Annotated in this window: 18 protein-coding genes; 14 read left to right on the forward strand and 4 right to left on the reverse strand. The window is 40.1% G+C overall.

Going from position 1 to position 21,914, the window contains the following annotated elements; all coding sequences use genetic code 11:
* Positions 1-9 precede the first annotated feature (9 nt).
* On the reverse strand, positions 10-708 hold the full coding sequence (locus I593_RS09885; protein ID WP_016167429.1) for a DUF3820 family protein: 699 nt from the start codon (positions 706-708) through the stop codon (positions 10-12).
* A 236-nt stretch (positions 709-944) separates the two neighbouring features.
* Here I593_RS09885 and I593_RS09890 point away from each other — a divergent pair, with 236 nt between their 5' ends.
* The 8 genes from I593_RS09890 (at position 945) to rapA (ending at position 10,979) form a co-directional block, all read left to right on the forward strand.
* The gene (locus tag I593_RS09890; protein WP_016167430.1) at positions 945-2,171 is read left to right on the forward strand and encodes an alpha/beta hydrolase; all 1,227 of its coding nucleotides are present in this window, start codon (positions 945-947) and stop codon (positions 2,169-2,171) included.
* A 156-nt stretch (positions 2,172-2,327) separates the two neighbouring features.
* A complete protein-coding gene (glyA, locus tag I593_RS09895) occupies positions 2,328-3,581 on the forward strand; it encodes a serine hydroxymethyltransferase (RefSeq protein ID WP_016167431.1) in 1,254 nt (417 codons plus the stop codon).
* A 167-nt stretch (positions 3,582-3,748) separates the two neighbouring features.
* A complete protein-coding gene (gene rnk / locus I593_RS09900) occupies positions 3,749-4,153 on the forward strand; it encodes a nucleoside diphosphate kinase regulator (protein WP_016167432.1) in 405 nt (134 codons plus the stop codon).
* 136 nt (positions 4,154-4,289) lie between these two features.
* Entirely contained in the window at positions 4,290-4,910 is a 621-nt protein-coding gene (gene thiE / locus I593_RS09905) for a thiamine phosphate synthase (RefSeq protein ID WP_016167433.1), read from the forward strand.
* Between the two features lie 41 nt (positions 4,911-4,951).
* Positions 4,952-6,253 (forward strand): glutamate-1-semialdehyde 2,1-aminomutase, encoded by a 1,302-nt coding sequence (gene hemL / locus I593_RS09910; protein WP_016167434.1) that lies wholly within the window; start codon positions 4,952-4,954, stop codon positions 6,251-6,253.
* Positions 6,254-6,317: 64 nt separating this feature from the next.
* Positions 6,318-6,737 carry a GlcG/HbpS family heme-binding protein gene (locus I593_RS09915; RefSeq protein WP_016167435.1) on the forward strand — a complete coding sequence of 140 codons (420 nt, stop codon included), beginning with the start codon at positions 6,318-6,320 and terminating at the stop codon, positions 6,735-6,737.
* Positions 6,738-7,355: 618 nt separating this feature from the next.
* Entirely contained in the window at positions 7,356-7,997 is a 642-nt protein-coding gene (locus I593_RS09920) for an RluA family pseudouridine synthase (RefSeq protein ID WP_081401263.1), read from the forward strand.
* Between the two features lie 144 nt (positions 7,998-8,141).
* Positions 8,142-10,979, forward strand: coding sequence for an RNA polymerase-associated protein RapA (rapA, locus tag I593_RS09925; RefSeq protein WP_016167437.1), 2,838 nt, complete (start codon positions 8,142-8,144; stop codon positions 10,977-10,979).
* Positions 10,980-11,054: 75 nt separating this feature from the next.
* Here the strand turns inward: rapA and fabR are convergent, their stop codons facing one another.
* Positions 11,055-11,750: an HTH-type transcriptional repressor FabR gene (gene fabR / locus I593_RS09930; protein ID WP_016167438.1), complete on the reverse strand. Its 696-nt coding sequence runs from the start codon at positions 11,748-11,750 to the stop codon at positions 11,055-11,057.
* 138 nt (positions 11,751-11,888) lie between these two features.
* Here fabR and I593_RS09935 point away from each other — a divergent pair, with 138 nt between their 5' ends.
* The 4 genes from I593_RS09935 (at position 11,889) to I593_RS09950 (ending at position 15,129) form a co-directional block, all read left to right on the forward strand.
* Positions 11,889-12,956, forward strand: a complete 1,068-nt coding sequence (locus I593_RS09935) for a ferredoxin reductase (protein WP_016167439.1) — start codon at positions 11,889-11,891, stop codon at positions 12,954-12,956.
* Between the two features lie 14 nt (positions 12,957-12,970).
* Positions 12,971-14,065, forward strand: coding sequence for a fatty acid desaturase family protein (locus tag I593_RS09940; protein WP_016167440.1), 1,095 nt, complete (start codon positions 12,971-12,973; stop codon positions 14,063-14,065).
* A gap of 178 nt (positions 14,066-14,243) precedes the next feature.
* Positions 14,244-14,465 carry a DUF1653 domain-containing protein gene (locus tag I593_RS09945; protein WP_016167441.1) on the forward strand — a complete coding sequence of 74 codons (222 nt, stop codon included), beginning with the start codon at positions 14,244-14,246 and terminating at the stop codon, positions 14,463-14,465.
* Positions 14,466-14,526: 61 nt separating this feature from the next.
* The gene (locus I593_RS09950) at positions 14,527-15,129 is read left to right on the forward strand and encodes an O-methyltransferase (RefSeq protein ID WP_016167442.1); all 603 of its coding nucleotides are present in this window, start codon (positions 14,527-14,529) and stop codon (positions 15,127-15,129) included.
* 58 nt (positions 15,130-15,187) lie between these two features.
* Here the strand turns inward: I593_RS09950 and I593_RS09955 are convergent, their stop codons facing one another.
* The gene (locus tag I593_RS09955; RefSeq protein WP_016167443.1) at positions 15,188-15,394 is read right to left on the reverse strand and encodes a KTSC domain-containing protein; all 207 of its coding nucleotides are present in this window, start codon (positions 15,392-15,394) and stop codon (positions 15,188-15,190) included.
* Positions 15,395-15,593: 199 nt separating this feature from the next.
* The gene (gene ahpC, locus I593_RS09960; RefSeq protein ID WP_016167444.1) at positions 15,594-16,157 is read right to left on the reverse strand and encodes an alkyl hydroperoxide reductase subunit C; all 564 of its coding nucleotides are present in this window, start codon (positions 16,155-16,157) and stop codon (positions 15,594-15,596) included.
* A 502-nt stretch (positions 16,158-16,659) separates the two neighbouring features.
* Between ahpC and hrpA the strand changes: the two genes are divergently transcribed.
* Both hrpA and I593_RS09970 read left to right on the forward strand, forming a co-directional pair.
* Complete coding sequence (gene hrpA / locus I593_RS09965) at positions 16,660-20,583, forward strand: ATP-dependent RNA helicase HrpA (protein ID WP_016167445.1); 3,924 nt, start codon at positions 16,660-16,662, stop codon at positions 20,581-20,583.
* A gap of 30 nt (positions 20,584-20,613) precedes the next feature.
* The gene (locus I593_RS09970) at positions 20,614-21,729 is read left to right on the forward strand and encodes a beta-ketoacyl-ACP synthase III (RefSeq protein ID WP_016167446.1); all 1,116 of its coding nucleotides are present in this window, start codon (positions 20,614-20,616) and stop codon (positions 21,727-21,729) included.
* The last annotated feature ends 185 nt before the right edge of the window (positions 21,730-21,914 follow it).

Consider the following 21,914-nt stretch of genomic DNA (forward strand, 5'->3'; position numbering starts at 1 on the left):
ATCATTGATTTATAATGTGACTAAATTAGCATTTTCTAATGCTTTGCGTAGGTAAGGATCAAGCTCATCTTGGCGAAGTAACCATTGAATATAGTCAGCAGGTAGGTCTGTGATATTGGTACCACGATGCTTGCCAAAATTAATGCTTCGCGGAATTCTCGCATCTTCAGAAGCAGCATAAAGTTCTTCAATACTGTTAATATTCAGCTGATGAACAATGTGCATTAAAATATTGGCAGTCAAAATAATGTCCATATCTGCCCGATGTGCTTTTTTAATCATTTCTCTGGCTTTTTCACTGCCTTTACTGATCATATAAATTAATGCTGAAATATTGTGTGCTTCAGCATCTGGCCAAACGCGGCGTGCCAGTGCTAATGTACAGATTGCCTTAATTGAACTGGTATCGACACCACACTTTTCAATTGCGCGAATATCGTAATCGACATTATGACCAATAATATATTGTGTATCGGTTGGGAGAATAAAAGTACTGTAATGAGGACGATCAATGAGGTCAGATTCTAAAATATGATGCACAGCCATTGCTGCAAAAGAAATTGGCTCATCTACACAATACAGTTGATCAAATAATTTGGACTTGTCTAAAGTGAGTTTGCCATTTTCAACTTCAATAGGTGCATATGCAATTTCGATGGGTTGACCATTTAAGGTGTGTGTTTCTGTATCCAAAATAATGGCTTGCATATGAAAATCCTATGGTGTAGCTGAATGGTTCAATTTAACATTTTCATGTGCAGTGAAACAAATATAAACCAGAAGTTTAATTAGTCCATTTGATCTTTTGTTTTAAAAAACTGATGAATCATGTTTATTAAAATCAATTTAAAAATAAAATTGAACAGAAATAGAAAAAAGCGTAAAAATAAAACGTTGCTGAAAATGAAGCAAAAAACAATAAAAATTGAATAAGGATATAAACGATGCAGAGAAGAATGCTGATCGCTGTTTTGACCAGTACAGCGATGCTATTAAGTGCGTGTCATGATGATGATCATGATTCTTATCATTCAGGGGATAATATTCCCAAAAACAATATTACAAATCCTGTTGTTTCTACACCCACAGCTTATAACCTAACTGATATGTCTGCGACGGCTGGCGAAAGTGTCGTGATGACTTATAAGATGCTCGGCATGAATAATAAAGAAGTACAAGCTACAGCTTTGGTCTTTACACCAAAAACAGCACCGCCTGCTAAAGGTTGGCCAATTGTGGTTTGGGCGCATGGAACGACGGGTGTTGCAGATATTTGTGCACCCAGTCGTAGTCAATTAAATAGCTATATTAAAGCGATGATTGAGGGTTTATTAACTGCGGGCTATGTGGTGGTTGCCCCAGATTACGAAGGTTTGGGTGAACCAGCAAATAATGAATTACATCCTTTCTTAAATGTAAAAAGTGAGGCATTTTCAATTACTGACGCCGTAGTGGCAGCGCGAAATTATTTAGGTAATAAAGTGTCGAATCGCTGGATGACCGTTGGGCATTCGCAAGGCGGGCACGCTGCTTTGAGTGCAGCACAATATCAGTCTAGAGCACAACTGGACTATAAAGGAACTGTGGCGGTTGCGCCTGCATCCAATCTTCAATTGATCTTATTGGCAGGGGAGAGCCTTGCCGCTCAACAAACCGATATAAAGCAAAAAATAGAGACTTTGGCTTCTTTAGATACATTTACAGCTTTAATTACTGCAGGTTTACGTAATACAAATCCAAGCTTGCAATACAGCCAAGTGTTTAAGTCCCCAACCGATAAAATTGCCGACAATGCTGAAACGGATTGTTATATCTCTTTAGAGCAAGAGTTTGGGACAGCTATGAATACCTATGCAGAAGATAATGCAGATGACATTACCAACTACCCTAGAACACAAAGTAATTTTATGACTTTATCTCCTGTGAAAAAGTTCTTAGATACAGATTCACAGCCTCTTCAGGTTAAAATAAGTACGCCTATTATTATTTATCAAGGTGCGATGGATACGACGGTTCCAAAAGTTGCTACAGATACTTTGCTGAGTGGAGATGCTGCTAAAAACTCTCCAATTACCTATAAAACCAATACGACTTGGGATCATGGTACAGCTTATGTGCTAAATATTCCGAATATTTTGATAGATGTACAAACATTAATGCCAATTCAATAAGTTGAGTTGAACAAAAGAAGCTTATGTTTTTTATCGACATGAGCTTTTTTTATGTAAAACAGAGCAAACATCGTTCTCAATATTTGCAAACTTCGTGCTACAATACGCGGCAATCTTAGCACGGCTTAAAAGCCCTAAATACATAGGACCTCGCTAATGTTTGCCAATATCTCTATTGCTGAATTTGATCCAGAATTAGCTCAAGCAATTTCTAACGAAGACGCTCGTCAGGAAGCTCATATTGAGTTAATCGCATCAGAAAACTATTGCTCACCAGCAGTAATGGAAGCTCAAGGATCAAAACTCACTAACAAATATGCAGAAGGCTACCCAGGCAAACGCTACTATGGCGGTTGTGAATATGTCGACATCATCGAACAATTGGCAATTGACCGTGCTAAAGAATTATTTGGTGCTGATTACGCTAACGTTCAACCACATGCGGGTTCACAAGCAAACTCAGCAGTTTATTTAGCTTTACTTAACCCAGGCGACACAGTTCTAGGTATGAGCTTGGCTCACGGTGGTCACTTGACTCACGGTGCTAAAGTAAGCTTCTCAGGTAAAACTTATAATGCAATTCAATACGGTCTAAACCCAGAAACTGGTGAGATCGATTATGAAGAAGTTGAGCGTTTAGCGGTTGAACACAAGCCGCGTATGATCGTTGCTGGTTTCTCTGCTTATAGCCAAATTGTAGATTGGCAGCGTTTCCGTGACATCGCGGATAAAGTTGGCGCTTACCTATTTGTAGACATGGCACACGTTGCTGGTTTAGTTGCTGCGGGTGTTTACCCAAGCCCAGTACAAATTGCTGACGTAACAACGACAACGACGCATAAAACTTTACGTGGTCCACGTTCTGGTTTAATCCTTGCAAAAGCAAATGAAGAAATTGAGAAAAAACTTCAATCTGCTGTATTCCCAGGTAACCAAGGTGGTCCACTAGTTCACGCAATCGCAGCGAAAGCAATTTGCTTTAAAGAAGCGATGGCGCCTGAATACAAAGCATATCAACAACAAGTGGTTAAAAATGCTCAAGCCATGGCTGAAGTTTTAATCGCGCGTGGTTATGACGTTGTTTCTGGTGGTACTGAGAACCACTTGTTCTTGTTATCTTTAATCAAACAAGACATTACTGGTAAAGATGCAGATGCTTGGTTAGGTGCTGCTCACATTACTGTGAACAAAAACTCTGTACCTAATGACCCACGTTCTCCATTCGTTACTTCAGGTATCCGTATTGGTACACCAGCAGTAACGACGCGTGGTTTTGGTGAAGCAGAAGTTCGCGAATTAGCAGGCTGGATTGCTGACATTCTTGATTCAAAAGGTAGCGAAACTGTTATTGCAACAGTGAAAGCGAAAGTTGAAACTGTATGTGCTAAGTTTCCAGTATATGCAAAATAATTAGCAATATGCTTGAGAAGCCTCCCTCAAGGGGGGCTTTTTTTATATCTATACAAAATGCTTATCTTCACCATTCTTCATTTTCTGCTATAAATAATTCAGCATGTGAAAATAAAGAACATACCAAAGCAAAATTTAGAACATGAATTTTTGAGAAGGACGGTTTTATGGACAAACCAACTATTATCATTTCTGAACAAGATCTGAATCGTTTAGAAACTATGTTAGAGCATCAATCAAAATTAACGCCAACCATGGAGCATTTAGAAGATGAATTGGCACGTGCCAATGTTGTTGCTCCGCAAGATGTTCCAGCCAATGTCGTCACCATGAATGCACGTGTGTTGGTCACGATAGCTCCAGATACCTCACCAACGGAAATTACCTTGGTTTATCCACATGACTTTCGTGGCGATAAAGGACAGGTCAATGTGTTGGCACCCGTGGGCGCAGCAATTTTGGGATTGTCTGAAGGACAAGAAATTGAATGGCCGCAACCTGATGGGCATTTAATGAAAGTCAAGATTGAGCGAGTACTGTATCAACCTGAACGAGAAGGTAATTATTTATAAGTACCCCCCAATGAATGTATTAAAATTGGGCAAATCTCATCTGCTGAAAAGCCATCATAATGCTATGATGGCTTTTTTTATACAATTTTAATCTAGGGCTAAATGGATGCTCTATTTAGTCAAGTACAGGTTTTTTATGCGTGGTTTATACCTTATTACCAATGATGATCCTTTAAATCTATTGCTAGAAAAATTACACGCAGCTTTAGCAACAGGTCAGATTGCAATTCTTCAGTATCGCCGTAAGAAAGTGAACAAAACGGATCAACCTGCGGAAGTTGAACAAATTAAAGCGCTTTGCAATCAATATGCTGTGCCATTTGTAATTAATGATGATTTGGCCCTCGCACAGCAATACGGATTGGGTGTGCATTTGGGTCAAGATGATGGTGAAATTGCTGATGCAGTTGCGCGCCTACCGCAAGGCGTCATTATTGGCCGTACTTGTTTAAACTCTATGGAATTGGCTAAAAAGGCAATTTCAGAGGGCGCGACATATGTTGCATTTGGTGCTGTCTATGCAACTGTGACTAAGCCTGAAGCAGGTAATGTGGGAATTGAAGTTATTGCTCAGGCGAAGCAGAAATTTGCGGTGCCGATTTGTGCAATTGGTGGATTAACCGTTGAAAATTCAGCACCTGTGATTACTGCGGGCGCAGACCTTTGTGCGGTAATTAGTGATATATTAGCGTTGAACGTAGCTGACATCCCACCCCGTGTTCATGCATGGGCACAGTTATTTGCTAAAACTGCATAATGTTGTAAGTCGATTATTTTCTATTTAGGTTGAGTAAATTCATGAGTTTATCTCCAAAGCAAGAACAACTATTTAAACAAGCCAGTAAACATATTCCGGGTGGCGTGAATTCACCTGTACGTGCATTTAATAGCGTGGGCGGTACACCCATCTTTATTGAAAAAGCGCAAGGGGCTTATTTGTTTGATGTGGATGGTAAGCGTTATGTAGATTATGTTGGTTCTTGGGGGCCAATGATTCTTGGTCATGCACATCCAGCCATTATTAAAGCGGTTCAAGACGCTGCGGTAGATGGTTTGAGTTTTGGCGCACCGACCGTACATGAAACGACTTTGGCAGATGTGATTTGTGAAATTATGCCATCGATTGAAATGGTACGCATGACCAACTCAGGTACTGAAGCAACCATGACTGCGATTCGTTTGGCACGTGGTTATACAGGACGCGACAAAATCGTGAAGTTTGAAGGCTGTTACCATGGTCATTCTGACTCATTATTGGTAAAAGCAGGTTCAGGCTTATTAACAACAGGTGAAGGGGAAGCGACTTCAGCGGGTGTACCTGCCGATTTTGCCAAACATACCTTAACTTTGCCGTATAACGACATTGCAACCTTAAAAGAGTGTTTTGCTAAATTTGGTGCTGAAATTGCGGGTGTGATTGTAGAACCTGTAGCGGGCAACATGAACTTGGTAAAACCTGTGGAAGGTTTCTTGCAAGCCATTCGTGAAGTGTGTGATGAACATGGTTCGGTATTTATTATCGATGAAGTAATGACAGGTTTCCGTGTTGGACTAGGCGGAGCACAAGCTCATTATGGCGTGACACCTGACTTAACCACTTTAGGCAAAATTATTGGTGCAGGTTTACCAGTAGGTGCTTTTGGTGGTAAACGCGAAGTGATGGAATGTATTGCACCTTTAGGTAAAGTGTACCAAGCGGGTACATTGTCGGGTAATCCACTCGCAATGCGTGCGGGCATTGAAATGTTCAAACATTTACGCCAACCCGGTTTCTATGAAAACTTAACAGCTCAATTAGAAAAGCTTTTGGCAGGGTTACAGCAAGAAGCTGATGCTGCTGGTATTCCTTTCAAAACTCAACAAGCGGGTGCAATGTTTGGTCTTTACTTTACCGATCAAGAAGATATCACCAGTTTCGATTCAATGCTGAAATGTGATGTTGCTGCATTCCGTAAATTCTTCCATGGTATGTTAGATCGTGGCGTGAATTTGGCACCATCGGCATTTGAAGCGGGCTTCATCTCAAGTGCACATAGTGATGAAGATATTGCATTTACGATTCAAGCCGCAAAAGAAACCTTTGCTGAAATGAAAGCATAAGTTGTAGTGAAAGTTCCAAAAAGCCTGTGATCATGTTGCAGGCTTTTTTTTGCAAGGAAAATCCATGAAAACCAAATATTGTTTAGAATTGGCTGATGCCGAATTGATCTTAAATGCAGCCTATGGGTATGCCTTACAGCATGGCTTTGCTATAAGTATTGCAGTCGTTGATGAAACAGGCTGTTTATTGAGTATGAAGCGTATGGATGGTGCATCCCCAATGACTGCACGATTGTGTCACGAAAAAGCACAATGTTCAGCCATCAGTAAACGTCCAACCAAATTATTTGAAGATTTAATTCGTAATGGACAAGACGGATTTTTAACGGTAGAGAGCATTACGGGCATGCTTGAAGGTGGAGAACCCATTTTATATCAAGGGGAACTCATTGGGGCGATAGGAATTTCAGGTGCTAAAGCATTTCAAGATGCTGAAATTGCACAGTATGCCATTGAGCAGTTTTTGACACAGGTTCGGCTTTAAGCTTTCTCACCATTTCTTAAAATGATCCGATTTAAATTTTTAAAGAGAAATCAACGCTGAGCTTTACACAAGATTTTTAGTCATAGATTTTCCCGAGCCAACAATTTTCAGTTAGGTAAAGATTTAACTGAGAATTAAAGATTCAGTGCTAAATTCTAATCGCTAAAGGATTGGACATGCCTATTTGGGATTTAGACCGAATATATTGGGTTAGAACTCTTGGATAAGACACAGCCCGCGTTGATATATTTTAGGGATGGATAAATTTATATTGTGTGCATTGTTTATTGAGATAAGGGGGAGTGGGTAAATTTTCGAATGAAGTTTGGTTTAATATATGCTTTAAAAAGCCTATGTTGTTGATTCTATAGCGGTAATACCTCTAGCAAAATAATGACCTGCTGATGCGGCTCATGTTCTAGAGGAAGACGTCAAGCAAATCACAAATTTCAAAAAAATGATTCAGTCTCAGAAACACAATTCGTATTGTGGGTTAAATCAGAACTTTTTTGAACAAAATCGTAAAAAACGCTGACTTTTATTGATTTTTGCATTGTAATTTATAAGGGAGCTTCTTATTATTGCCCGCTTGTTTGCACAGTCAGCTTGGAATATCTCTTGAGTCAATTTCTGAATGAACATCTGATCCACCGTGATGAGGATTTTATGGTAATCCATAAACCCGCGGGGATTCTTACAGTGCCAGGAAAAACGGCTGACTTGCAAGATTGTGTGATTAATCGGTTACTTCAAGAAGAGCCGAGAACCTTGCTGATTCATCGTCTAGATCGAGATACCTCAGGTATTTTGGTCTTTGCACTTTCTAAATTCGGACAAAACCGAATTTCGCGTCAGTTCCAAGAGCGCCAAACGTCAAAAATATATCAAGCTGTAGTCGCTGGGCATTTGCAAGGTGAAGGAACAGTGGATGTACCTGTGGTGTACGATCCGTCACGTCCACCTTTACACATTGCAGATCCGAGTTACAACAAGCCTGCCTTGACACACTGGAAAGCGACTGAACATTTTGAAATTCAAGGTCAAGCCGTAACTCGTGTTGAACTGACGCCTATTACAGGTCGTTCGCATCAGTTACGTGTACATATGCAGTACCTAGGCCATCCAATCGTAGGGGATACGCTGTATGCCGCACCCGAGCAGCTATTGTTGGATCGTTTATGTCTACATGCAGAGCGTTTGAGCTTTCAACATCCTCAAACAGAGCAGTTAGTTGAATTCTATTGCCCAGTACCGTTTTAAGGCGAAAAAAATACGCTTCAGATTCGAATAAGCCCACTTTTTTAGTGAGCTTTATGTCAAAATATATTGCTTAAAGCCATGAAATTTTGTTCAAATAATATTCTCTTTTGAGCAATTATTTCTTGGTCTACATTTGAGATAAAGGTGGAAAAATTGCAGCAGTTTGCTATTGGTCAACGTTGGTTATCTGACACAGAAACAGAGCTTGGCTTAGGGGTATTAATTGACGTTGATGAACGATCGATTAGCATCTTATTCCCAAAAAGCGACGAAACGCGAGTATATGCCCGAAACAATGCCCCTTTATCTCGTATCGTATTTAATACGAATGATGAAGTGCATGATCAGGAAGGAACACAATGGCTGGTCGAGTCATTGGAACATCATCATGGTGTGGTACGTTACGCTGTCGTGCGTAGCTTAGAAGATGGTACGCAAGAACGTAAAACCCTGAATGAGACTCGTATTGGCGCTCAAATTCAATTATCTAAGCCTTTAGATCGTTTATTGGCAAGCCAAATTGACTATAAAGAGTGGTATGACCTGCGTATTGAAGCAATGCTGATGCAAGCCAATATGCAAAGCAGTCCATTACGTGGTTTGGTGGGTGCGCGCGTCGGTTTAATTCCGCATCAACTTTATATCGCACACGAAGTAGGTAAACGTTTTGCACCGCGTGTTTTATTGGCCGATGAAGTAGGGCTAGGTAAAACCATTGAAGCGGGTTTAATTATCCACCAACAACTCAAAACAGGTCGTTCTGAACGTATTCTGATTTTAGTGCCTGATTCATTACAGTATCAGTGGATGATTGAAATGCGCCGCCGTTTCAATTTAGCCTTCTCTATTTTTGATTTAACACGTACCGCGTCTATTAAAGAACACGACCCTGAACTCAATCCATTCTTGACTGAGCAATGCATTATTGCCAGCGTTGACTTGATGATTGACCATGACGACTTGCGCGAACAGGCGTTGGAAGCTGGTTTTGATCTGTTAGTGGTAGATGAAGCACATCACTTGATGTGGAATGAGGAAGAAGGTGGCAATGATCGTTATGATCTGGTCGAAGAGTTGGCTGAGCAAACACCAGGCGTGTTATTGTTGACCGCAACACCAGAACAACTAGGTGTTGAAAGCCACTTTGCGCGTTTACGCTTGCTCGATCCGCAACGTTTTAGTTCATTAGATCGTTTCTTGGATGAAGAAGAAAAGTATCAACATACTGCAAAAATTGCAGAAGTGTTGATGTCAGATTTACCGTTAGAAGATAGCCATTTAACTGCAATTGAACAGTTATTGGGTCACCGTATAAAGGATGAACCTGAACAACGTTTCCGTGCCATCCATGAGTTGTTAGACCGTCATGGTACAGGGCGTATTTTATTCCGTAATACCCGTGAAGCGATTCAAGGTTTCCCTGGTCGTGATTGTCAGCCTGCGCCATTACCTGCACCAGAAAACTGGTCGAAAGATGGCAAACTACGTGAGCAAATGTGGCCTGAAGAAGCACAGCTTGATGGTTCGTGGATGGAATCTGACCCACGTGTGGGTTGGTTGATGGAAATGCTGCGTACCCAGTTAAAACACAAAAAAGTGTTGTTGATTGCGCGTAGTGGTCCTGTGGTCGAAGCATTAGAAAACGCTTTACGTTTACATGCAGGTATTCGTACAGCCATGTTCCATGAAGGCATGAGCTTGCTTGAGCGTGACCAAGCTGCGGCATATTTTGCTGAAGATTCTTATGGTGCACAGATTTTACTCTGTTCTGAAATTGGTTCAGAAGGGCGTAACTTCCAGTTTGCTTCTGACTTGGTGTTATTTGACTTGCCTGCCAATCCAGACGTATTGGAACAGCGTATTGGTCGTTTAGACCGTATTGGTCAAGAAAACCGTATTCAGATTCATGTGCCATATTTAGAAGGTACAGCGCAAGAGCGTATGTTCCGTTGGTATAACGAAGCGTTGAATATTTTCAGTAATATTTCGCCAACCGCACAAACCTTGCAAGAAAACTTCATTGTCAATTTAAAAGATTGCTTGCTTACCGATATGGGGCAACAGTTTGAAGATTTGCTTGAAGAAGTCAGCGTACAACGTGAAGCTTTAGAGGCGGAATTACAAGCAGGTCGTGACCGCTTACTCGAATACAACTCATGCCGACCAATCGTTGCGCAAGAAATTGTACAAGCGCTTGAAGATTATGATGACAATACCACTTTGCCAATGTTTATGAAGCGCTTTATGGCGTCGACTAACATTGATTTTGATGAGCAAAGTAATGGTACAGTCATTATTAAACCGACAGATCAAATGCAAGTTCAGGGCTTAACCTTGGATGAAGAAGGCATGACCGCGACATTCTACCGTGATCAAGCTCAAGTCCGTGAAGATGCGCAATATCTGACTTTAGAGCATCCATTCACTGAAAGTGTGATGGAAATGATCAATACGCAGGCCTTTGGTAGTACCAATGTCGCGATTTTAAAGTCGAATGCATTAAAACAAGGCTCAATTTTATTAGAGGTTTGGTTCAAGGTCGATGTGATTGCACCAAAAGCATTGAACTTGCCTTCAAGCTTGCCGCAGCAATTGATTCGCGTATTACTCAGTGAAACTGGGCAAGATCTATCGATGAAGATTGAGCCAAGTATTCTGAAGCCATATTTACATCATTTAGACAGTAATAGTTGCCGTCAGGTGGTGAAAGCGCGTCGTGATGTGATTGAAGAGCGCTATCAACAAGCCTTGAATATTGCCAAAACTGCTTTGCCTGAAATGAAGCAGCAAGCCAAAGAAATCTATGGTGGCAAATGGCAATATGAAATTGACCGTTTAAGTTATTTAAAGCAATTTAATCCAAGTATTCGTGAAGATGAAATTACACGCTTACAAAAATTGCAGAAGGAAGGCATTGCCTTGTTGGATGGTTTATCTGTAACGCCAGAAGCTATTCAAGTGTTGGTGGTCGTTAAGCCTTAAGGTTTAACTTTCAACCCAGCAATAAAAAAGCACCATCTGGTGCTTTTTTATTGGGAGTTTTAACTGTCAATCTGTTTAACGAATTTGTGATTCATCCAAATGACGAGCACCTTCCAAAATCATACGAATCATAATCATGGTTTGCTCTGCCATAGCTTTACGTTCTTCATTTGGTAAATCAATCACTTTGGCCCCCATATTAAATACCAGTTGCGTAATGGCTTTCGCTGCTAAGTCGGGGTGTGCCATTTTGCTGTGATTGAGGCGTTCTAAACGAATCAGGTCATCTTTCAGTTCTTGCTGGAAATAGTTAAGCTGTCGATCTACCGCAAGTTTATATGAGGCAGAACCTGTATAACCCTCGCGGAGTAATAGACTTAAATTTCCTTCATCCGTATTTAACTGTTCAATAAATACTTCGACCGAACTACGAATAATGCTGCTTTGCTTGATCGCTTTTAAACGTGCTTCATGCAAAATTTGGCGTAACACAATACCTGAACGGTCTATCAGCTCAATGGCAAGCTCATCTATATCTTTGAAATGTCTATAGAAACTATTTGGTGCAATACCTGCTTCACGCGCAACTTCACGTAGACTTAAAGAGGCAATGCTTTTTTGCGGTCCAATCAGTTTGAGCGCTGCTTGGAATAATTCATCTTTCGTAATGGTAGCTTTACGACCGACAGAACGAACTACAACTGGTTCATGCACCGTTTTAAGGTCATGAGTTGTAGTGTCGTGTTTTGTTTTGATCGAAGGCTGGTTCATATTTTTCAATAGATTAAATGCTTTTTTGCATTATAGCCTTTACTGCCTGTGATGTGAAATGAATAAAAAAGGACGAATATATATACAAATATATATACATGTGTATAATAATTAAAAGTCAATTGCGTGGTCTTAAAGATGTTCATGCTAAAAAAATCAAATTCTCCCCTTAATTTTTTAGTCGAAAGTGTTGTAGATCAACACTCTTTGAATTTTTGGTTGCAAAAGGTCAATCCACTTTGGTCGGTTGATCAAGCTCTAGGTAAGATTGTTCAAAAGGACAATACTGCTGAAGAAATGGTAAGTTTGACGATTGAAGTCAACCGTCATTTCAAAATGGGTCAAGCAGGTCAGCATCATCCTGTCATGGTAGATGTTCAAGGTGCGCGTTATGAGCGTACCTACAGTTTGACTCAGATTGATGCGCAACATGTGTTGCTCAGTGTTAAAAAAGTAGAACAAGGTAAAGTCAGTAACTGGTTAATCAACCAAGCTCAAATTGGTGATGTACTTGAATTTGGTCAGCCTTATGGTGATATGTTGTTGCCTAAACAAAATCAACCGATGATATTGTTGGCCGCAGGCAGTGGTATTACTCCAATGTACAGTTTATTGACTGCTTTAACACAGTCAGAGCAACTACGTGAGCGTAAAGTTCATGTGATGTACTGGGTGAAGCATTATGCGGATTTCGCGTTCAAATCTTATTTTAAACAGTGGGCAAAGCAATATCCGCAATTTTCTTATCAAGTGTTTTATACCCAAGAAGAAAATGCAGATGCACGTTTAAATGTGGCTCAGGTTGATGTCTTGACCGATATTGATCAGTCAATAGTGTATGCCTGCGGTCCTTCAGGTTTCGTTCAGCAAGCAGAGCAATTGTTTGCTCAAGCGCAACTATTCCAAAGTGAAGCGTTTAGCATGACGCCTGTAGCAAATGATGATACGGGCTTTGTAAATGTGACGTTAAGTAAGTCCAACAAAGTAGTTGCAATTCCACGCGGACAATCGATTTTGGTTGGTCTAGAACATGCCAATGTGAAACCGACTTATGGTTGCCGTATGGGGGTTTGCCATAAATGTGTATGTAATAAAGTACAAGGCTCAACGCAAGACATGCTCAATGGTCAACAAAATAGCGAGCCAAGTAATCCATTAAAACTGTGTGTAAGTTCTGCCAAAACAGATCTTGTGATTGATTTATAAGAGAGTTCAATATTATGAATATGCCAGTAAAAGCACAATATTTTAAGAACCCAAAAAATCGTGAACTTACTCAATTTGAGTTAGATGAATTGGCGCGTGAATTGGATGCGATCAAACAAGAAGTGTTGGATGATATTGGCGAGAAAGATGCCAAATATATCCGCCGTGTTTATTCAACCGTACAGTACGCTTCAATTGCTGGTCGTGCTTGCTTATTTGCAGGTTGGTTTCCGCCAGCTTGGATTTTGGGGACGGGTTTATTAGGCTTTGCCAAAATCATGGAAAACATGGAATTAGGGCACAACGTCATGCACGGTCAATATGACTGGATGAATGATCCTAAATTCAGTGGGCAAAACTACGAGTGGGATATTGTGGGGACTTCTGATAACTGGCGTCAAACCCATAATTATAAACATCACACCTATACCAATATTAAAGGTATGGATGATGATATCGGTTATGGTTTATTACGTTTGTTCCCAGAACAACGCTGGAAACCAGGGTTTTTATTACAGCCTTTGTATAGCATTCCATTCTGCTTGCTGTTTCAGTGGGGCGTAGCCATTCAGAATCTTGAAATTGGTAAAGTTTGGTTTGGTCGTAAATCTAAACAAGAACTGAAAGAAGAGTGGAAACCGTTACAACGCAAAATTGGCAAGCAATTGTTCAAAGATTACGTCTTCTTCCCATTGATTGCTGGTCCTGCGGCATTACCTGTATTTACAGGTAACCTTGTAGCGAATGGTATTCGTAATATCTGGACTTTCAGTGTAATTTTCTGTGGTCATTTCACTAAAGACGTAGAAGTGTTCCCGAAAACAGTTTTGCAAAATGAAAGCCGTGGTCACTGGTATATGCGTCAAATTCGTGGTTCTTCGAACTTAACGGGTTCAGAAGCCTTCCATATTTTGACTGGACATTTAAGTCATCAAATTGAACATCACTTGTACCCTGATGTACCTGCACGCCGTTACCGTAAAATGGCGCCTAAAGTACAAGCAGTGTGCGAAAAATACGGCTTAAATTACAATAATGCCAGTTTGGTGAAGCAATATGGCAGTGTGATTAAGCGTATCGTGAAGTATGCGTTTCCATTCAAGAAATAATTGAAAAAAAAAACCACTTCTTCGGAAGTGGTTTTTTTATGTCTCCTCAGGTCCAGTCTTTTGCTGGATAGTTTTGAATTAGATCAGAATAAAAATACAACATCCTCTATAGATTAAATTTCCAAATCGGGTTGAATCATTTAGCATGAGACATCATAGATTATTGTAGAGCCCAACGATGTTAGAACGTGGTATTTATCAACATTATAAAGGTCAGTTGTATCAGGTATTTTCTGTCGCAACACATAGTGAAACAGAAGAAAAGTTGGTGGTCTATCAATGCTTATATGGCGATTATTCTTTATGGGTGCGTCCTTTAAGCATGTTTACCGAGCAAGTCACTTTAGAAGATGGAAAAACTGTTCCTCGCTTTAATTTGATACAAAAAACTGCTATATGAATAGAACATGAAATAAAAAATGAAATTTAACGTATAGCCAATTTAAAAATGGAATGTCTCGATGAGTATGAGTCAACAATTTAAAGCAAGAATAAATGATTTATATGTTTCTTTTAAAAAGCATGATGACACTCAAAAAGATCGATTACAGCGTTACCGCAATATTGAACCTGATTCTGCTCACTTTTTAGCGATGCAGATTCGAATTCAGAAATCGAAGAAAGTCTTAGAAATAGGAACATCTACGGGTTATTCGACCTTGTGGCTGGCAGATGCCTTACAAGTTACACAAGGACAGCTTACTACCTTAGAAATTGATGCTGTACGCAGTCAACAGGCGCAGCAGTTTGCGCAAGAATTTGGTTTGGACCCATTAATCCAGTTCTGGGTAGGAGATGCCAAAGATTATTTAGCAGAATGTACCGAAAAATATGATTTGATTCTACTTGATGCAGAACGTGATGCCTATGTGGACTATTGGTCTGATTTAAAACGATTGTTATCTAAACAAGGCGGCATTTTAATCGTTGATAATGTCATTTCACATGCAGAAGAAGTAAAAGCATTTACCCATTTGGTAAAAGAAGAAGGTAACTATTTATTATCCACCTTACCTTTAGGTGCAGGTTTATTGGTTATTACTGCAAAAGATTATGATGTTTAAGCGAACATGCAGACTTCGTATGAAAAATCAGGGCTTACCCTGATTTTTTTATTGTTATTTATTGGATGGTAATGCGTGTGAAGTGCAAGTCGTATTCTAGGTATTTGTGTACAAAAGCGGCTTTATCACTACAACGTAGCATGTTGGCGTAAACAAATTGGGGCACAGGGTGGTAGAGTTCTCCAGAACCATTATTATAAAAAATTTTTAAGTATCTTGAAGTCGCATTGTATTTCCAAGAAGTCACGGCAAGCATTATTCCCATACATACCTCCTTGAATTTGTGAATAAACTCAATAGACCTTTCTGTTTAATTCAAGGTAAATAAAACAAAAGGCTTACTTCAATGTATAGCAGAAATTACAGGGACTTCAAATATTTTCTAAATAAAATTACATGAAATTCAATTGTAAAAAAACCACGCTTAAGGCGTGGTTTTTTTGATTCAATCTAATTTTTAAAAATTAGATTTTACCTACTAGGTCGATAGACGGAGCAAGAGTTGCGTCGCCTTCTTTCCATTTAGCAGGGCATACTTCACCTGGGTGAGCGTGAACGTATTGAGCTGCTTTAACTTTGCGAAGAAGTTCTTGAGCGTCACGGCCAATACCACCAGCGTTGATTTCAACGATTTGGATTTTGCCTTCTGGGTCGATTACAAAAGTACCACGGTCAGCAAGACCAGCAGATTCAATTAATACTTCGAAGTTTTTAGCAAGCGTCCAAGTTGGGTCGCCAACCATTGGGTATTCAATTTTCTTAATTTCAGCAGAAGAATCGTGCCAAGCTTTGTGTGTGAAATGCGTGTCAGTAGAAACTGCATAGATTTCAACGCCTAATTTTTTGAATTCTGCGTAGTTGTCAGCAAGGTCACCAAGCTCAGTTGGGCATACAAAAGTGAAGTCTGCTGGATAGAAGAATACTACAGACCATTTGCCTTTAAGATCAGCTTCTGTAACTTCAATGAACTGACCGTTCAAGTAAGCTTGTGCTTTAAATGGTTTAACTTCGGTATTAATTAAGCTCATCATTGTCTCCATGATTGAGGTTAGTCTTTGAATTTGGAAGTAGAATATCGAAATTTTAATTATTGCTGAAACAGTATTTTTACATTACAAGCATCGGAAAAACCGAATGAGTAATTTAAATACCATTTCACTCAATATCATCATCATGTATTACAAATGAAACAGATGATGAAAAAATGACAATACGTCACAATCAAATTGTCGTATTTAAATCGTTATTCAACATGCAGTCATCTGGCTCGAATTTCAAGGCTAAAATTGAAAAAAGATATTTTATATAGATGTAGTTGCTTATTTTTCTGACAAATTCAAGTCTGCAATCTCGCAATAAACTATGCTTCACCTCTATATTCAGGTTTTTACCTTAGATATGAAGGTATGAAATGGAGTGAAATATAACCATATTTCATGGGCAGATTGGCGATCACATTGAAGAGGCTTTCTCTATGACCGCTTAAGGCGTAAAATGAGCGATTGAAATTTTTATTGGGATAAATCATCTGTGCAAAGTCATTTAAATATCGATCAATGGGTTATGGCCCGCGACCGTCATCGTTTAAATCGACTACGCCGCAGCAAAGATGGTGATCCACAGCAATACCAAGAGCTGTTTGAACAGTCTAATCTTAAAGTACGTGCGCGTTTTGCACGTCTGCCTCAAATTAAACTGAACCAAGACTTACCAGTTACACAGTCTGCTGAACAATTGATGGCTGCGATTCAACAGCATCAAGTTATTATTGTCGCGGGGGAAACGGGTTCGGGTAAAACCACACAGTTACCGCAAATTGCCATGCTGGCAGGGCGTGGTTTAACTGGCATGATTGGTCATACCCAACCACGACGTTTGGCAGCGCGAAGTGTGTCACAGCGTATTGCCGAAGAAGTTGGTGAAAAGCTGGGTGAATCGATCAGCTTCAAGGTTCGTTTTAACGAACAAGGTTCACAAGACTCAATTGTACGCCTGATGACGGATGGTATTTTGCTGGCAGAGCTGTCCAATGACCGTTATTTAAGTAAGTACGACACGATCATTATTGATGAAGCGCATGAACGTTCACTCAATATTGACTTTATCATGGGTTATTTAAAGCAATTATTGCCAAAACGCCCTGATTTAAAAGTGATTGTGACTTCTGCAACCTTAGATGTGCAACGTTTTAGTCAATATTTTCATGGCGCGCCAATTTTTGAAGTCGAAGGGCGTAGCTTTCCAGTCGAAGTGCGTTATCGTCCAATTTCCGAGTTGAGCATTGGCGGCAGTGATGATGATGAATTTGATGATTTTGAAGAGAATCTGCCACGTGCTGTAGTACAAGCGGTAGAAGAATGTTTTCAAGATGCGCAGGAAAAAGGTCATCCTGAGCATGCTGATATTCTGATTTTTGTCAGTACAGAGCAGGAAATTCGAGAATTACAAGAAACTTTACAGAAGCATGGCCCACGCCATACCGAAATTTTACCGCTCTATGCGCGTTTGGCTTTGGCAGATCAACAAAAGATTTTTAATTCTTCAGGTGGTGGTCGACGTATTATTATTGCGACCAACGTAGCCGAAACAGCTTTGACTGTCCCGAATATTCGCTATGTGATTGATAGTGGTTTTGCCCGTATTTCACGTTATAACTATCGCTCTCGTGTGCAGCGTTTACCTATTGAAGCAATTTCACAGGCGGCAGCCAATCAGCGTAAAGGGCGTTGTGGACGTATCGCACCTGGGGTCTGTATTCGTTTATATAGTGAAGAAGACTTTTTAAGCCGTCCTGAATTTACTGAACCCGAAATTAAACGCACCAACTTGGCTTCGGTGATTTTGCAAATGCAAAGTCTGGGTTTAGGTTCACTCGAAGCCTTTGATTTTATTGAACCGCCAGATCACAGGCTTGTGAATGACGGTCGTAAGCTCTTGGTTGAATTGGGTGCAATGACTGAAAAAAATGCGCCTAAAACCTCGGTTGATCAAGAAGGACCTGAAAAAGCCGCTCTTTCTAAAAAAGGCGCTGGGGGAGACTCTCTCACCAAAATTGGTCAACAAATGGCAAAAATGCCAATTGATCCTCGTTTAGCCCGTATGATTTTGGGCGGAGCACATTTTGGCGTTTTAAATGAAGTGTTGATTATTGTGGCGGCTTTGGCGGTACAAGATCCACGTGAGCGCCCTGCGGATAAGCAAATGCAGGCAGATCAAAAGCATGCATTATTTCGTGAAGCGGACTCTGACTTCCTGTTTTATTTAAAGTTGTGGGAAGCGATTCATGATCCTGTCGAGTCAATGAGTGAGAACAAGCGTCGTACTTTTGCTCGTCAGCATTTTTTGAGTTGGTTGCGTTTACGTGAGTGGAAAAAAACTCATGAGCAATTACTGGATTTGGCGAAAGGTCTTAATCTTTCCTTTAATGATAAAAAAGCCAGTTATGAAAACCTGCATCGTGCTTTATTGACAGGTTTATTGTCGTTTATTGCTAATAAAACAGATGAGCGCAACGTTTTTATGGCAGTTCGTCAACAGAAAGCACGCGTATTTCCTGCTTCAACCTTACACAAGAGCAATACGCCGTGGATTATGGCGTTTGAAATGGTGGAGACCTCGCAGGTTTATTTGCGTACGCTGGCAAGGATTGAACCTGAGTGGATTCTCTTGGCTGCACGTGATTTGCTGAAATACCATTATTTTGAACCGCACTGGTCGAAAAAAGCAGGTATCGTGAATGCCTATGCGCAGATTTCATTGTTTGGTTTGATTATTGAGCCAAAACGAATGATCAATTATGAAAAAGTTGATCATCTCGCTGCCCATGAAATTTTTCTTAGAGATGCTTTGACGACAGGTAATCTGGGCATACTTCCGCCATTTTTAAAACATAATTTATTAAAATTGGAAGAGGTAGAGCGGGTCGAAGACAAATTGCGTCGACGTGATTTGGTCGTAGATGAAGAAACGATTTATCAGTTCTATGCGGCAAAAGTACCTGTTGAAATTGCCAGCCGTCGTAGTTTTGAAGATTGGCGTGCAACCATTGAGCCAACACAGCCACGCTTCTTGTATGTAGAAGACGATGCGCTATGGCTGAATGATCGTCCAACGACACAACAGTTCCCAGATTATTTGCATAATGGTGAGTTGCGTTTAGCCGCGAGTTATCGTTTTGACCCAAGCCATGATGAAGATGGGGCTACGGTTAAAATACCTGTGCAGGCTTTACCACAAGTAGATGAAAACATTTGGTCTTGGGGAATTCCAGGTTGGCGACAGGACTTAATTGAAGCCTTATTAAAAGCGTTGCCAAAAGATAAACGCCGTAATCTGGTTCCAATACCAGATACTGCGAAAAAAATCATGCAGCGTATAGATGCGGTACATCTACGTGAGCATTTATTTAGCTTTTTGGCATTTCAACTCCGTGGCGAACAGATTACCGAAAAAGATTTTTCTTTTGAAAAAATTGATCAATATTTGCTGCCTTTCATTAAAGTGATTGATGAAAAAGGACGTGTGATTGAAAAAGGGCGTAATTTAGCTGAATTAAAAGCGCGTTGCCGTACAGAAACCCATAGCCCTGTCAAGCAAACCAAAGGACAGTTCCAAAGTTTCCCTGAAGATTTTGTATTTGAAGCTTCGCACAAGGTTACAGGTGTTGTGGTTAAACAATATCAAGCACTGGTTCCTGTTAAAGTTTTTGCAAAGTTAGATGTTAAAGATGATTCGGGCATTGTGATTCAGACCTTCAATGATCAGAGTGAAGCGATTAAGCAGCATCGAGAAGGGATTATTCGTCTGATACATTTGCAATTGGGGGATTTGGCTCGTCAATTGAAAAAGCAAATTTCCAAGCCGATGGCATTAGCATATTCGCCATTGGGAGACAAAGCACAGTTGGAACAGATGCTGGTCTATGCAACGCTGCAATTGTCCATTACGGAGCTGCCAATTAATCAAGCTGAATTTCAGCAATTACTCTTAACGGTTAAGCAAAACTTTTTAACGCAGGGTCAACACGCGTTAAAAATTATGAGTGATATTTTTATTCAGTGGCAGAGCATACGTCAGAAATTATTAATGCTAGATGCTGATATTTTTGGCCGTAGTATGGATGATATTGAAGATCAGCTAGACTTAATGCAGTTGGCGAATTTTGTCTATAGCAAACCCGTCGATGTGTGGACTGAGTATCCACGTTATTTAGCCGCTTTGCTATTGCGTTTGGAGCGTTTGCCCAATAATCTACAGCGAGATGTTACTGCCATTGGGCAGATTGATCCGTGGATGGATAAATTATTTCAATTTAAAAATGACGTTCGTTTGAAAGAATTGTATTTCATGATCGAAGAGTTGCGTATTTCGCTGTTTTCTCAACCGATGAAAACCAAGATGCCTATTTCTGCGACACGGCTACAAAAGCTATGGGAACGTCTTAGTATCGGTTAAAATTGAGCGAATTCAGAGAAGGAGTTTTACATGGGCATCCGTATTACAGGTACAGGCTTGTTCCACCCGGAACACGTCATTACCAATGAAGAGCTAGTCGAAAGTCTAAATGCTTATGTGGAACAGTATAACCAAGACCATGCTGAACAAATTGCAGCAGGCGAGTTAGAAGCACGCCGTGGTTCTAGTGCCGAATTTATTGAAAAGGCATCTGGTGTAAAACGTCGTTATGTGGTTGAAAAAACAGGTGTACTTGATCCAACCCGTTTACGTCCACGTTTAGAAGAACGTAGTGATGATGAGTTATCTCTTCAAGCAGAGTGGGGTGTGATTGCTGCAAAGCAAGCGATGGAAAATGCAGGTGTCACTGCAGAAGACATCGATGTGGTGATTTTAGCATGTTCAAATTTACAACGTGCTTATCCAGCCGTTGCCATTGAAATTCAGACGGCACTGGGTATTCAAGGTTATGCCTATGATATGAATGTGGCGTGTTCAGCAGCGACGTTTGGTTTGAAACAAGCTTATGATGCCATTAAGTCTGGCGCACGTCGTGTATTGTTAGTGAATGTTGAGTTAACTTCGGGTCATACCGATTTCCGTTCACGTGATTGTCACTTTATTTTTGGTGATGTTGCAACAGCTTCAATTGTTGAAAATACAGAGACGAAAACAGGCTTTGAAATTTTAGATACAGATTTGTTTACGCAATTTTCGAATAACATTCGTAATAACTTTGGCTTCTTGAACGGCTCTGAACTCACTTCACGTGATGATAAGCAATTCCGTCAAGATGGTCGTAAAGTATTTAAAGAAGTTTGTCCACTTGTGGCGAAAATGATTTCAAATCAGCTAGAGAAGAATCAGATTAAACCTGAGCAGGTGAAACGTTTCTGGTTACATCAAGCCAATCAGAATATGAATGAACTGATTCTGAAATTAGTTGTAGGTAAAGAAGCGGCTGAAGCGGATCCAAGTTTAGTTCCAATTATTCTAGATGAGTTCGCCAATACTTCTTCTGCGGGTGTGATTATTGCATTACATCGTTCAGCTCACGAAGTGAACGATGGTGAATATGGCGTGCTATGTTCATTTGGTGCGGGCTATTCTGTAGGATCAATTTTGGTTCAAAAGCACGTCGCTTAATGTTGTAGCCTAAAAGCCTGCATTTTTAGCTTAGCTTTATAAATTCGAAAACATCCTTTCATATTTAGGGTTATTGGCTTGAATAATGAGAGGATGTTTTTTATGTCGAATTAAAATAGAAACAAGCAATTGTGTTTTAAATAAATGAAATAAGTTTAAGAATGAAAAACCATCAAGCCGTTTTA

Source organism: Acinetobacter tandoii DSM 14970 = CIP 107469 (genome assembly GCF_000400735.1).
In the GTDB taxonomy this organism is placed as follows: Bacteria; Pseudomonadota; Gammaproteobacteria; order Pseudomonadales; family Moraxellaceae; genus Acinetobacter; species Acinetobacter tandoii.

Coding starts and splice junctions, on each gene's coding strand:
- I593_RS09970 (WP_016167446.1), top strand. CDS start 20,614: ATGGGCATCCGTATTACAGGTACAGGCTTGTTCCACCCGGAACACGTC.
- ahpC (WP_016167444.1), bottom strand. CDS start 16,157: ATGAGCTTAATTAATACCGAAGTTAAACCATTTAAAGCACAAGCTTAC.
- fabR (WP_016167438.1), bottom strand. CDS start 11,750: ATGAACCAGCCTTCGATCAAAACAAAACACGACACTACAACTCATGAC.
- I593_RS09885 (WP_016167429.1), bottom strand. CDS start 708: ATGCAAGCCATTATTTTGGATACAGAAACACACACCTTAAATGGTCAA.
- glyA (WP_016167431.1), top strand. CDS start 2,328: ATGTTTGCCAATATCTCTATTGCTGAATTTGATCCAGAATTAGCTCAA.
- hemL (WP_016167434.1), top strand. CDS start 4,952: ATGAGTTTATCTCCAAAGCAAGAACAACTATTTAAACAAGCCAGTAAA.
- I593_RS09935 (WP_016167439.1), top strand. CDS start 11,889: ATGTTCATGCTAAAAAAATCAAATTCTCCCCTTAATTTTTTAGTCGAA.
- I593_RS09950 (WP_016167442.1), top strand. CDS start 14,527: ATGAGTATGAGTCAACAATTTAAAGCAAGAATAAATGATTTATATGTT.
- I593_RS09915 (WP_016167435.1), top strand. CDS start 6,318: ATGAAAACCAAATATTGTTTAGAATTGGCTGATGCCGAATTGATCTTA.
- I593_RS09955 (WP_016167443.1), bottom strand. CDS start 15,394: ATGGGAATAATGCTTGCCGTGACTTCTTGGAAATACAATGCGACTTCA.
- thiE (WP_016167433.1), top strand. CDS start 4,290: ATGCGTGGTTTATACCTTATTACCAATGATGATCCTTTAAATCTATTG.
- I593_RS09940 (WP_016167440.1), top strand. CDS start 12,971: ATGAATATGCCAGTAAAAGCACAATATTTTAAGAACCCAAAAAATCGT.
- I593_RS09945 (WP_016167441.1), top strand. CDS start 14,244: ATGTTAGAACGTGGTATTTATCAACATTATAAAGGTCAGTTGTATCAG.
- rnk (WP_016167432.1), top strand. CDS start 3,749: ATGGACAAACCAACTATTATCATTTCTGAACAAGATCTGAATCGTTTA.
- I593_RS09890 (WP_016167430.1), top strand. CDS start 945: ATGCAGAGAAGAATGCTGATCGCTGTTTTGACCAGTACAGCGATGCTA.